Origin of the sequence: Streptomyces sp. NPDC096046, assembly GCF_040303285.1 — a bacterium.
In the GTDB taxonomy this organism is placed as follows: domain Bacteria; phylum Actinomycetota; class Actinomycetes; order Streptomycetales; family Streptomycetaceae; genus Streptomyces.
Genome location: NZ_JBEOSZ010000094.1, coordinates 1 through 12,644 on the forward strand (window position 1 = coordinate 1; position 12,644 = coordinate 12,644).

At 67.1% G+C, this 12,644-nt stretch carries 9 protein-coding genes and 2 pseudogenes; 2 read left to right on the forward strand and 9 right to left on the reverse strand.

Features of this window, described 5'->3' with window-relative positions:
* Positions 1-261 precede the first annotated feature (261 nt).
* The 7 genes and pseudogenes from ABTX62_RS37285 to ABTX62_RS37315 form a co-directional block, all read right to left on the reverse strand.
* A complete protein-coding gene (locus tag ABTX62_RS37285) occupies positions 262-1,344 on the reverse strand; it encodes a ParB/RepB/Spo0J family partition protein (RefSeq protein ID WP_352120339.1) in 1,083 nt (360 codons plus the stop codon).
* Positions 1,341-2,606: a ParA family protein gene (locus ABTX62_RS37290; protein WP_352120340.1), complete on the reverse strand. Its 1,266-nt coding sequence runs from the start codon at positions 2,604-2,606 to the stop codon at positions 1,341-1,343. The genes ABTX62_RS37285 and ABTX62_RS37290 overlap by 4 nt, the downstream gene beginning before the upstream one ends.
* Positions 2,607-3,563: 957 nt before the next feature.
* Positions 3,564-3,911, reverse strand: a pseudogene (locus tag ABTX62_RS37295) (transposase); the annotation flags it as partial.
* Positions 3,912-3,926: 15 nt separating this feature from the next.
* Positions 3,927-5,129: an IS110 family RNA-guided transposase gene (locus tag ABTX62_RS37300; protein ID WP_352120341.1), complete on the reverse strand. Its 1,203-nt coding sequence runs from the start codon at positions 5,127-5,129 to the stop codon at positions 3,927-3,929.
* A 316-nt stretch (positions 5,130-5,445) separates the two neighbouring features.
* Positions 5,446-6,105 carry a hypothetical protein gene (locus ABTX62_RS37305; RefSeq protein ID WP_352120342.1) on the reverse strand — a complete coding sequence of 220 codons (660 nt, stop codon included), beginning with the start codon at positions 6,103-6,105 and terminating at the stop codon, positions 5,446-5,448.
* Complete coding sequence (locus ABTX62_RS37310; RefSeq protein WP_352120343.1) at positions 6,102-6,860, reverse strand: TnsA-like heteromeric transposase endonuclease subunit; 759 nt, start codon at positions 6,858-6,860, stop codon at positions 6,102-6,104. The genes ABTX62_RS37305 and ABTX62_RS37310 overlap by 4 nt, the downstream gene beginning before the upstream one ends.
* A gap of 152 nt (positions 6,861-7,012) precedes the next feature.
* The gene (locus ABTX62_RS37315) at positions 7,013-7,705 is read right to left on the reverse strand and encodes a haloacid dehalogenase type II (RefSeq protein WP_352120344.1); all 693 of its coding nucleotides are present in this window, start codon (positions 7,703-7,705) and stop codon (positions 7,013-7,015) included.
* Here ABTX62_RS37315 and ABTX62_RS37320 point away from each other — a divergent pair.
* Both ABTX62_RS37320 and ABTX62_RS37325 read left to right on the forward strand, forming a co-directional pair.
* Positions 7,686-8,357, forward strand: a complete 672-nt coding sequence (locus ABTX62_RS37320; RefSeq protein WP_352120345.1) for a CGNR zinc finger domain-containing protein — start codon at positions 7,686-7,688, stop codon at positions 8,355-8,357. The two genes, ABTX62_RS37315 and ABTX62_RS37320, sit on opposite strands and share 20 nt — an antisense overlap.
* A gap of 410 nt (positions 8,358-8,767) precedes the next feature.
* Positions 8,768-10,273 carry a carboxylesterase/lipase family protein gene (locus ABTX62_RS37325; RefSeq protein ID WP_352120346.1) on the forward strand — a complete coding sequence of 502 codons (1,506 nt, stop codon included), beginning with the start codon at positions 8,768-8,770 and terminating at the stop codon, positions 10,271-10,273.
* 977 nt (positions 10,274-11,250) lie between these two features.
* Here the strand turns inward: ABTX62_RS37325 and ABTX62_RS37330 are convergent.
* Both ABTX62_RS37330 and ABTX62_RS37335 read right to left on the reverse strand, forming a co-directional pair.
* A pseudogene (locus tag ABTX62_RS37330) lies at positions 11,251-11,631 on the reverse strand (ATP/GTP-binding protein); the annotation flags it as partial.
* A gap of 178 nt (positions 11,632-11,809) precedes the next feature.
* Positions 11,810-12,457, reverse strand: a complete 648-nt coding sequence (locus tag ABTX62_RS37335; RefSeq protein WP_352120347.1) for a dihydrofolate reductase family protein — start codon at positions 12,455-12,457, stop codon at positions 11,810-11,812.
* Positions 12,458-12,644: the final 187 nt, after the last annotated feature.

Genomic DNA, 12,644 nt, shown 5'->3' on the forward strand with positions numbered 1-12,644 from the left:
ACGATATCGCCGTGCTCAACACCGAACTCGCCGCCTGGCAGCAACAGACCAACAGCAACCAGCGCCAAGTCGACTGGCACTTCACCACCGACGACACACGTGTGAAGCTGCGCCACCTCTACCCAACCACACAACGAAATTAAGCCACGACAATCTACTAGCAGGGCGCGAGTGTGGTTGCCGCGAGGTGCCGGTCCCCCGTTTTGGGGAGTCGGCACCTCGCGGGCGGCAAACCACCCAATCTCAGGATGGAACATGAGGTCAGCGGGCGGACGCGGCCTGGCTGTCCCTGTGTGTATTGAGCCGGTCCAGCATCTTGTTGAACTCGTCCGGCGGCATCTTGTGGATCAGGTACCACGCCGCGGCCACGCCGTCCTCGTACGGGAACCGCTTGGGCTGCTGCTCCCCTCCCCCAGCGGTGTCATCAGAGACGGTTGGCTGCGCGGGGAGGGTCGGCACCCCTTCCTGTGAGCGTGCCTGACCGTCAGCGGTCTGGTGCTCTGTAGAGGTGGAGGGGTGCCCGTTCGCTCCACCATCCTCTATTACGCCGTAATAGCCGTCCGCCGTTCCGGCCGTCTCAGCAGTCGGGGTGTCGGGCTTGGGCTGCTTCCTGCGTTTCCGCTCCTGCTTTTCTGCCTCCTTGCGGGCTCGCTCCTGCTTGAGCGCCGCGAGTGCCGGCTCCTGCTGCTCAGGCTGTTTGCTTCCCACAGCGCGCAGCAGGTCGATGGGCTCCTCACCGATACGGGCCTGGAGTTCAGGCGTGAGGTTGAGCAGAGCGAGGCGTTGTGACACCCACCCTTGGGAGCGGTGAAGCCTCTTCGCCAGAGCGGTCTGGCTGCCGTGGATGGCTAGGAGTCGTTGCAGGGCACGGGCTTCGTCCAGCTCTGACAGGTCCTGGCGGTGGATGTTGGCGACCAGGGCGCTTTCGAGGAGCTCTTCCGCGTTGGCGCCCTGGTCGTCACTGACCATCACCTTGATGGTCACGAGGCCAGCGTCGCGTGCGGCAGCGAGTCGGCTGCTGCCGTCGATAACGACGTGAGTGGTGTCCGGCTCGAGGTCGGCTTCCCGCTCGGGGTTGGCCTTGATGTAGGCGTCGCGGTTCATGACCGTGATCGCTTGCTTCTGCCCGTGGGTCCGAAGGCTGCCTGCGAGATCGGTGAGGTCTCCGAGGCTGGCTCGGGGGTTGTCCGGGTTGAGGCTGATTCGGTGCGGGGGGAGTTCCGTGGGAGGGGCGATGCCGTCGGTTGGCACGCCGGTCGCGGCTGCGACGGCCTGTCGGCGGGCGCTGACAGGCCGCGCTCCCCCGCCAAAGCGGCCGGCTCCCAGCTGGTCGGCCTTGCTCACAACACCTCCCGGGCCAGGGCGCGCATGCCGATCGCCTGCTGCGATTTCGGCGCGTAGGACAGGAGAGGCTTCTTCACTCGTACTGCTTCCTTCTGTTCCTTGAGGTCTCCGATGAGGCCGACGACTCGTGGATCCTTTATGTCGACCCAGCCCTGGAGTGACGAGGTGGCGATGTAGCCGCGGCGGGAGTCGTAGAGGTTGACGACGATGCCTAGGTAGTCGATATCGACTTGAAGGTCGGCGCGCAGGTCGTCGATCTGCGTGGTCAGCAGGTCGTAGGCGTCGGCGGAGCTGTCTTCGGCCTGGACGACGATCAGCGCGCCGGACTGTCCGGGCGCCTCGCCGTCGCGGCGGCGCCCGTAGTAGGCGGCGGCGTCCATGCTGAGGCCGAGGCTGGGTGGGCAGTCGACGACGATGACGTCGTAGTCGGCTTCCAGCGGAGCGAGGGCGCGCTCCAGGGCTGCCTCGCGGGCGCGGACTGCGGACAGGCGCACGTCGAGGAGGAAGGCGTCGTTGCAGGCGGGCAGGAGGTGGAGGCGTCCGGCGAAGGCGTCGTCGTCGATGGAGACGATGAGGTCGCGGAGGTCGCCTTTGGCGTCGCTGGCCATGTGGTTGGTGAGGCTGTCGCCGTTCATCGGCAGGGGAGAGGCGCCTAGTTGGTTGGTGAGGTGGCACTGGGGGTCGAAGTCGACTAGCAGCACGCGCTGGCCTAGTCCGGGAAGGTTCTCCACGTCGAGTAGATCAGCCTCCTGCCCGTCGTGTTCCTCGTGTACTTCGCTGGCGCGGAGGGCTTTGGCGAGGGCTTTGGCGACGCGTACGGCGTAGAGGGCGTTGGGGTCTTCGGCGAGTGCCTCGCCGAGGCCGGCCGTGATAGCGGTTTTGCCGACGCCGCCTTTCTGGTTGCAGACGATGATGCGCCGGGTGATGGCGGGCCGTTCGACGTCAGGTGCCGGGTGGGTGTCGAGCCACAGCTGGACGGACTGGGCGAGGCCCTGGGCGAGGGAGACGCGACGGTCGGATGCGGTGCGTGTGAACTCTTCCCAGTGGCCATGGGGGAGGAAGGTGGAGAAGGAACTGGCGCCGGCGGTGTCGACTTGGGTGGGGGAGGAGGCCAGGTTGCACCAGTCGGTGATGCCTTGTTCGACGGCGGCCTGGATCTCGATGCCGTGCTGGGCGGCTCTGATTTTGAGGTTCTGCCGGAGCCATCCCGGCAGCTTGGAGACGACCTTCTCGCGGTCGTTGGAGGTGGCTGGCGAACTCATAGGGGACACCATACTAACGTTCATGATCCATTGCTGTCATTAACGCGTTAGTTTACGTACCTGTTGGGCAGTCAGGGAGCGCTCGCGCCTGCCTGGTAGCTATTACGGCGTAATAGCAGGCGCTCACGGGACCAGCGAAGCATCGCTGACCCGTACAGCCGGATGACACGGCCGTACTGCGGCGAGCGGCAGGATGGTGCGGCGGGTGGCGAGACAGGGGGCGGTCCGCTTCGAGGCCCCGGGTGATGGTGCTGGGGCGGTGACTAGGCCCCCACAGCGCTGGGAGAGCTGAAGGATCTGCTGTACGAGGTCTGTCTGGAGACACCGGGCTTCGAGGGCTTCAGGAGTAGACCGCGATGGCGGCAAAGTAGACCGCAAGGGCGGTGGCCGCGGCGCCGGCGTCGGTGAGGGCCGCGTGAGCTGTACCAGTTCCGCTGCGACGGGCAAGCATGTAGACAGCCGTCGCAAGGTGCAGGGCTGGAAGAGGCGACTCGCTCGCTTCTGACGTCGGCGACGTCGAGTGACGCCCGTCTGCGGGACCTTGCCCGCGAGGCGGAGCCGATCGCGCAGTTGCCGCACGAGACGGTGGGCCCTGCTGCGTCGTACGCGCAGCGGGCGACCCAGCCATCCCGCACCACACCTGTTGGTTCACCCGCCTCGCCGACGCCCGTGATCGCGGCTCCGGAACCAGCTGGCACGATGACGCTGGACGAATGCAAGAAGGGCCTGGGCACCGCGAACAGGTTCTACTTCGCGTCCCGGTTCGCGGCCTGCTCGGGTGCCTCGTTCGTACAGACCTGGCTCGTCAACGGCAGACCCTCCGGCGTGAGCATGTTCAACGTCCGGGTAGTGGGAACGATCAAACGCGACGAGGCCCCGGGTGCCCCCTCAAGCAAGGGGGCACCCGGGGCCTCGTGTGATGCTACTGAGGTTGAACTCGTGATGTCGCATCGTGGCTCAGGTGGGTCTGATGGTCAGGCCGGTCTCGGCGAGACAGCCGTCTATGAGAACGCTGCGGTACTGGATGTGCCGTAAGCCGCGTCGGATGCGCTGGACGAGGTGTTCAGGGGTGCTGAAGGCGAGGTTGGAGGGCCAGCTGCGCCGCAGCAGTGACCAGATGCCCTCAACGGGGTTGAGGGCAGGTGCGTAGGGCGGCAGGTAGTAGATGGTTAGCCAGTCCCGGGCTTCAGCCCACTCCCGCAGGCCGGCGGCCTTGTGGACGTTCAGGTTGTCCCAGACGAGCACGATCGGACCGCCGAGTTGCTGGTGTGCGGCGATCAGCAGGTCCCGGTAATCGCGCCAGGAGTCTCAATGATGAAGTCAAGCCGCTTGCGTGACCGGCGGGGCGGAGGTGAATACCCGGTTGTCACGCAGCAGGGCCCACAGAACGCTGGCTCGTCGGCGGGCCAGGGCGATGACGGCCTGGACGTGTTTGCAGCCCTCGCCGCGTTTCTTGAGGTAGAAGTCCCGGTTCGGCCCGTCGCGGACAATGCTGGTCTGCGCGGACATGTAGAACACCCGGCGCAGGCGGCGGCTGTAGCGTTTGGGCCGGTGAAGGTTGCCGGTCCGGCGTCCGGAGTCGCGCGGGACGGGCACCAGTCCGGCCGCTGATGCCAGGTGGCCAGCGTCGGCGTAGGCCGACAGGTCGCCGGCTGCGACGACGAACTCGGCGCCGAGTATCGGGCCCATGCCGGGCAGGGACTCGATGATCTCGGCCTGCGGGTGGCTGCGGAACGTCTCGCGGATCTGCTTGTCGATCCGCTTCATCCTGTCGTCCAAGGCCAGAACCTGCCCAGCCAGGTCGGCGACGAGCTGCGCGGCAACGTCCTCGCCGGGCAGTGCGGTCTGCTGAGCCTGCGCCGCCTCCAGCGCGGTCGCGGCGACCTCGTCGGCGCCTCGCACGTTCCGGTTGGCCAGCCAGGCCGTCAGCCTTGCCCGGCCGCGGCGGCGGATGGCGGCCGGGGTCTGGTAGCCCGTCAGCAGGACCAGCGCGCCCTTGTGCGAGCTGTAGTCGAAGGCCCGCCCCAGCGCGGGGAAGACGCCGGTCAGTGTGTCGCGGAGACGGTTGATCATTCGGACTCGGTCGGCCACCAAGTCGGTGCGGTGGGCGGTCAGTAACGCGAGGTCGACGGCCAGCTGGGCGGGCACGTCGATGGCGGCGAAGTCGCCTCGGTGACGGGCAGTCTCGGCGATGACGTAGGCGTCGCGAGCATCGGTCTTCGCCTCGCCCCGGTAGGCGCCCGACATGCGATTGACCGTGCGGCCGGGAACGTAGACGGCCCTCTGGCCGTGGGCCGCGAGCAGCGCGAGCAGCAGCGCGGAGGACGTGCCGGAGATGTCCACCGCCCAGTGGACTTGCTCCGCCAAAGCGAGGATCTCGCCGAGCGCGGTCAGGATGGCAGATTCGTCGTTGTCGATCTTCTTCGACCACAAGGTCGCGCCGGTCTCGTCGACAACCGCTGCCCAATGATGGCCCTTGCCGGCATCGACACCGGCCCAGACCTGGCACTTCCGCTCGTTCACTCGCCCTCCTCGTTCCGCACGGCATGCCGTCGGCCCGAGGAACACCCCGCTGTCATCTCCGTAATCAGCGACCGCCACACAGCGCGCACATCTCAATCAGCAGCCAGGGCGCCCCGGAGAGCCGGACGGCCACTCCTGGCGAGCCACTGAAGGCAGAACCGTCACTACCCGACGACAACCCGAAAACGTCAGTAGCTGGGCTTGAGGTGGTTGGCGCGGGCCAGCCGGCGGACGTAGGAGTCCGTACTCTCTCCAGGTTTTGGCCGGGGGCGGACCGGCAGCGGCCGGAGTCGGCCATCGTCGTTCTCGCCGGTGCTCATGAGGCCGGTCGGGCTCTGCGGTTCTGGGCCGCGCGGTCGAGTTTCACCTTCTGCAGGGACTTGCGGGTGATCTTCTCGGTGCCGTCCAGGATGGCGTCGATGGCCGCGCCGCGGATGAGGTGGGACAGCGAGCCGATCATCCCGCCGGTGCGGTCGTGGAGGTAGTGGGCCAGCTCTTCCAGGGTTCCGGATCGGTGGTGGTGCAGCCGCAGGGCTTGTTCGAGAGTGGTGACCAGTCCGGTCCATTCCTCGGTGCAGGGGAAGGGGACGGTCTCGATGACGCCGAACCGTCCGGCGATCTGCCTGCCCCGGGTGCCGTCGAACAGCCCGCCTGCCTCCAGGTCGACGCCGGCATAGACGAAAGTCGCGGGAATGCGCTCGGAGAAGTACTTCAAGGTGTCCGAGACCTCGGCGCCGTTGCGGGTCGCGAGGGAGAGATTGTGCAGTTCGTCGACACACACGACGGTGACCCTCGCGTCGATAAGGACGGCGAAGTCCTCGGCGGCCTGGAGATGGACCTGGTCCACGAGCATGCCGGTGCCGTGGACGTCGGCCAGACGGACCCGCATCCCGGTCAGCCCGACCACCGTGTAGGTGCACTCCTGGAACCGGACGCGGTCGCCCAGGCGCAGCCGCCCCGGACGCGCGGACCTCACGGCTGCCCCCAGCCCGCCAAGCAGACAGCGGTGCCGGAACCCAGCGGAGCCGAGACCAGATCCGCGGTCAGCTCATGCTGCCAGAGCAGGTGATAGAGCACCGGCAGCACCGCCAACCGGTCTCCGACCCGCTCGGCCCCGGCCAGAAGCAACCGCGGTTCGCCGAACACCTCCCGCAGCCGGTCTGCCACCGGCGCCCGGCAGCAGCGCGGATGACGGTAGCGGGCCAGCCAACGCAGATTTGCCCGGAAGGGCTGACCCAGGTCCCCGACCAGCCGAAACTGCCACCCCACCGACTCACAGATCCGCGCGGTGAACGCGAAGACGTCAGCGGCCTCCTCGTCCACCAGGCTCTGGGGGCGGACATCGACGACCACACCGGTCCCGTCGGCCAGCCGCGCGAAGTAGTCCGGGGTGTGCTCGCGTTCCCGGTCACCATCCGACCAGACCAGGCGGAAGGGCTGGGAGGTCAGAGCCACGACGGCGGGATCGAAGTCCATGGCCATCGCTGCATCGCGCTCCACCCACGACTCGTAGCCCGCCAGAGACCGTGAGGTCACCGCCCAGTAGTCGCCCGTGAAGTTCTTCTGCCCCTTGAACGCGGCGAACTTCCGGGCCGGTTGGGCATGTTCGAAGGGCTCGCCCCAGTAGCGGGCCAGCGGACCGAGCCGCTGGGCACCGTCGGCACCGATGAACCCGACATGGACGTCCGACGCGTACTCCCAGGCGGGAACCACCTCCGCAGGCTCGCCCACGAGCACCTCCCCGCCGCCCTCGGCCCTGCACTGCGAGGGTGGAACACTTTGCGGAGCCCCCTGACCCGGACGCGGAATGCATCACCCCAACGAGCGACCCTGCCCTTGTCAGGTGCTTGGAGTTATATATGAACTCACGATCGTTGGGACGGCTACCTCGCTGTCACCGCGGTGACCAGTTCGTCTAGTCCGTTGAACCGCCCGTCGAAGACATCGGAGCTCGTCGGCGGATCCCCGACCGGTCGCTGGACGTAGGCGGTCCGCATGCCCCTCGCCTGAGCTCCACGAAGGTCCCAGGCGTGGGCGGCCACCATGAGCACGCGTTCTGGTGAACATCCGGCGGTGTCGATGGCGAGCTGGTAGACCTCTGGCGTTGGCTTGTAGGCCAGGACGGCTTCGCTGGACAGGGCTTGGTGCCAGCGCAGCCCGGCATGCGCGTTGAGGCGCAGCAGGGCGGTGCGGCTGGCGTTGGAGAGGCCAAGCACGGGGAACTGCTGCGCGAGCCGTTCGAGTCCGGCGACGGAGTCGGCCCAGGGGGGCAGGCGCTGACCCGCTGTGGCCAGCCGGGCGATGGCCGCCGGATTGGCGAGTCCGGCATGGTCGGCCACCCGCTGAGCAGCCTCTGCGTCGATGATCTCGGTGTTGGCGTACGGGCGGTGCCCTTGCGCGATGTGCTGCTGCTCGAGCTCCACATGCCGCTGCCACAAGATGAGCAGCTCGTCGAGAGATGCATCGTCGGACGCCGGCACCGCGTCGCGAATTGCCGCTCGAAGCCCGCTGAGTTCGTCGACCAGTGTTCCGAGGACGTCGAAGACGACGACCTCGATGTCGCGGATCTCGGCCATGCGTTCTCCTGTTCGCGCCCGTGTCACCGACTCAGCAGGTGACGACCTTGCCACCCGCTTCGTCACCGGTCAAGATGGTGACGTGAATTTCGCGTTCGTGAGTGGCAACCCGGCCCTTGATCTGGCCGGCACCGTGCTGTCCCGTCGAGACGAGCCCGTCGACCTGCTGGCCGCGCCCGCAGACCTGGAGCGGTGGGTGACCGAATGTGGCGAGCTCCCCGACCGTGTCACCGCCGCCCCCGCAACCTTCGAGTCCGCGCTGTCACTGCGAGAAGCGATCTACCGACTTGCTCTCGATCGCGTGCTCGATCGGCTCTTCGATCCGAGCAGCCTCGAGATCGTCAACGACACGGCCGCCGGGCCAGTGCCCACGATCAAGCTCAGCGACGCAGGGCTGCAGATGTCGGGAGACCTCCTCGCAGTACTCGCTCAAGTAGCCAGAAGCGGTATCGCCGTGCTCGACGATCCTCACGCCTGTCTCAAGGAGTGCGGTCGCACTGGCTGCACTCGCATCTATCTCGACCGCTCGCGCGGCGCCCGGCGCACCTGGTGCGGGATGGACGAGTGCGGCAACCGCGTCAAGGCCGCGGCTTACCGAGCTCGCAGACGAGCTTCGGCCACAGCCGAGGGCCGCGGGCCCGAAACCACCTGACGTGAGTGCTCAGATCTGGCAGGTCAGGATCCATCCCAGCCGGTCCAGCCATCCGGTAGCCGAACGCGCTCGTTGAGAAGGCTCGATGGGGTGAGATGGGACAGTCCGCGAACCAGATCAGCTGAGACCACAAGCGAAACGGACCAGATCACCTGAGACGGGGACCAGGTCCTGGAGACGGGACAACCGCCGCGCCCTGCACGGCACCGTCCTCTGTGTCCTCTGACATCGAAGTTGGATTGTTTGCCATCGAAGTTGGACCGGTCAGGCGCTGCTGATGTGTTTGGTCGAGATGGTTGTCACCTGGTCGTGGTAACTGTCCTCGGTGCCTCCGAGGGCCTGCCGATCCCCTGCCGGCGGATTCAAAATCACTCGCGTGGCAGCCTGTTGACGGGTGAGACTGGCGCGCAATGAATGAGCAATCGGGTGCTGAGGCGGTCTTTTGGACAGCGAGGGGCCGTGTGCAGGGCAGAGGGCCCGCTAACGGCGTCACTGCGGTGCTCGGCATCCCGTACGCAGCCGCGCCGTTCGGCGCCCGTCGATTCAGGGAGCCGCAGCCAGCGCCGGCCTGGGGTGGGATTCGGGACTGCACGGCCTTCGGACCCATCTCGCCGCAGTCAGCTGAGCTGCCCGGGGCACCCGTGTGGCGCCCCGGGGACGAAAATGTTCTCACCGTCAACGTGTGGCTGCCGGAGCACACGCATGACGGCGCGCTGCCGGTGTTCTTCTGGATCCACGGCGGCGCCTACACCTTCGGCTCCTCGGCTCAGCCCGACTTCGACGGCGCGGCCCTGGCCCGCGCCGGGCTGGTAGTGGTCAGCTGCAACTACCGGGTGGGCTTCGAGGGCTTCGGCCACGTGCCCGGCTTCTCCGACAACCGCGGTCTTCTGGACCAGGCCGCCGCCCTGCACTGGGTTCAGGAGAACATCGAGGCCTTTGGCGGCGACCCAGGTAACGTCACCGTCGCCGGGCACTCCTCCGGGGCAGGCTCGGTCGCCTGCCTGATGGCAATGCAGCAGATCAAGGGGCTGTTCCGGCGGGCCATCGCCCACAGCGTGCCCAATGCCTTCTACACGGTCGAGCTCGCAGCGGCGGTCGCCGAGCGGATCGCCTCGGAGGCCGGCGTCGCACCGACGGCGGAGGGGCTGCTGTCCGTACCGCCCCAGGCTCTGGTGGCCGCCTCCGACAAGGTCGCCGCCCAGTGCAGGGCCGCCCCCGTAGCGACGATCCATGCCTATGACCCGGTGATCTTTCAACCCGTCGTCGACGGCGAGGTCCTGCCCGCGGACCCGCTCCGCCTGATCGCCTCCGGGGCGGCACGGGGCGTGGACCTACTCGCATGCCACACGTTGGAGGAATGCTGGTTCCTCCACGCGGTCGGAGCCGTCCGGGAAGTCACCAGCGAGGCAGAACTGGAAGAATTCGCCGAAGCCCTGCGCCTGCCGACCAACTTGGTCAACGACTACCGGACGTCCATGCCCGACGCACCGGTGCTCGACCGCTACCTCTCGATGTTCGGCGACGCGAAGTTCGGCGAGTACACCACCCGCCTCGCCGAGCACCACGCGAAGGCCGGCGGCCGGTCCTATCTGGCCCGCTTCGCCCGCAGGCGCGCAAACGCCCGGCCCTGGCACAACGCGGACATCCCCTTCGCGTTCGGCAACCTGGACGCTCTCGGCGCCGAATTCCTCACCGGCGGCCCGCCCGATGAGCTCGACCACGCCCTCTCCCAGCGCATGCTCTGCTCCTGGGCCGACTTCGCCGCCACCGGCGACCCGGGCTGGCCGGCCGTCACCGCCACAACCACGCCGGTCAAGTCTTGGGCGCTCCCCCAAGACGACCTGACCGATGACGACACGTCCCCCTTCCGCACCCAATGGCGGAACGTCAGGTTCGACCTGTTGCACCCAGGGTGAGCGGCAACCGGGCATCGATAGGCAAAGGGGTACCCGAGCCCAGCCAGCGGCCACAAAATCCCGGCCGGTGACAGCAAGCATGGAAATCACGAGGTAGTGACAACAAGAACGACCAAGCGATGACAACTACCCCGCTCAGAACTGGGATGACGTCCAGGTCGCACGTCCAAGCTGGTGACAACTATCCCGACCGGTCACAGCTGGTGAGCTTTTCCTTCTTGCGCCAGTAGGCGCGTTTTGCTCGGCAGGAGTTTGAGCAGGTCAGTCGGATCTGTCCGGTGGAACCCCAGGTGAGAGGTTCCCCGCAGACGACGCAGCAGTCCGGTTGGATGCCCCGAGGGATGTCCGCGGCGGGCTGAGGCAGGGGTGGGAGGCCCCGATCGATACGTCGGGCCCGGATCTGGGGCGGGTGAGCTGAGTTCATCCGCCTGCGGTAGGTGGCTTGTCGGCATGCTGGTGAACAGTACTGACGTGGCTGCCGGTGATGGGAGAGCCCCTTGCCGCACCCTTGGCAGTTGGTGATCCGTGTGAGTTTCAGCGGCTTGGGGTGCCGCTTGCGGTAGCCCTTCTGACGACAAGCCTGGGAGCATCGCCGGCGCTTCGTGAGGCGGTCCCCGATCGGCAGGGGCTTGCCGCACTCGACGCACTGCTTCCGTTCGAGGACTTCTTGTAGGCGAACCGGGTCGCGGCCGGTGACCCGGGCCAGGCGCTCCCAAGAGGGGGCGGCCTTCTTGGAGTCGGGGTCGCGTAGGTAGGCGCGCAGGTAGCTGGGTCTGAGGAAGTTCGCGGTGGCCAGACGCTCGATGAACGCGGTGCGTCCCTCGCCTGCTCGGGGGCGGGGCTGGATAGGGAGCTGTCTGATTGGGGTGGTGCTGCGGGGCGTCGCGGTCACCATGTGTGCCTCGCGTCGGTCAGCAGCCGGGGGACTGGGCGGCGATGTCGAGCGGGACGGCTTCCAGGCTGTCCTGGGTGATTTATTCGGTGCCGATGAGGACCGCGTCGATCGCGGCTCCGCGGATCTGGTGGGAGAGCGCGCCGATCATGCCGCCGGTCCGTTTGTGCAGGAGGCGATCGAGCTTGACCAGTGTTCCGGGAGCGTGGCGGTGCAGCAGCAGCGTCCGCTCCATGGTGCTGACCAGCCCTTTCCACTCCTGGCCGTAGGGGAAGGGGTGGGTGGGGATCAAGGTGAAGCCTCCGGCGATCTGGGCTCCGCGGGTGCCGGAGAGCAGGCTGTTGTGCTCGATGTCGATGCCGGCGTAGATGAACGTGGCGGCGATGCGTTCGGAGAAGTACTTGAGAGTGTCGGCGACTTCGGCGCCGTGGCGGGTGGCCAGCGAGATGTTGTGCAGCTCATCGACTTTACCGACCGCAGGAGCTCGTGCACCGGCTCTGAACTGCGGCGATTCATAGACTACATGTTCGTGACGACGGGGTGGGGTCGTAGCCGTAACTCGTTGCGGGCTCGTGGGATGGCCCGTCCACCGGGACGGTGGACCGGCCATGTCCGAGGCAGGCATCCCCGAGTGGACCCTCGTGTTACTTGCGCCAGAACAGGTGATGCGTCACGCCGCTCGGGCTGGGCACGACCTCCAGGTGAAACCGGTCGAGCAGCTCATCGGGTGACTCCCAGAGCCGTAGGCCGGACCCGAGCTTCACCGGCGAGACCGCCACATGCATGGTGTCGACGAGGTCGGCGTCGAGGAACTGCCGGATGGTGGTGACTCCGCCGCCGAGTCGGACGTCCTTGCCCTGCGCCGCCTCCCGTGCCTGCTCGAGGATCGTGGCGGGGTCGCCGTCGACGAAGTGGAACGTGGTGTCGGAGAGCGTGACCGAAGGACGCTTGTGGTGGGTCATGACGAACACCGGGGTGCGGAACGGGGGCTCGTCACCCCACCAGCCGCGCCACTCATGGTTGTGCCAGGGCCCGCGCTGGGGACCGAACTTGTTGCGGCCCATGATCTCGGCACCGATGTTGCGCGCGTAGTCCCGCGTGAAGTAGTCGTCGAGGCCCCGGCTCCCCCCGGGGTCGGTGCGCATGGGCCAGCTCGCCGTGGCGCCGGCCCAAGCGAACAGCCTCGCTGGGTCGACGGCGTGGCCGAACGGACTCTCGAGGCTCTGGTCCTCACCGGCACCGATGCCGTCACTCGAGACGTTGAAGTTCTGGACTCTCAGTAGCTGAGCCACGTGTTCCTCCTGTGTTGATCGATAACTGTGGTGAGACTCTCCGGGCCGGAAAAACTCATCGCTGTGTCCGTGACAGGTCAGAAACTGGGCTACTTAGAGCTCGTAACACGATCTTGTTGAGGTGTCCTGGTCGGGCGTGACCGGCTGGTTGATTTGGCCGTTCGTGATGGTGTGAGTACTCGGCCGT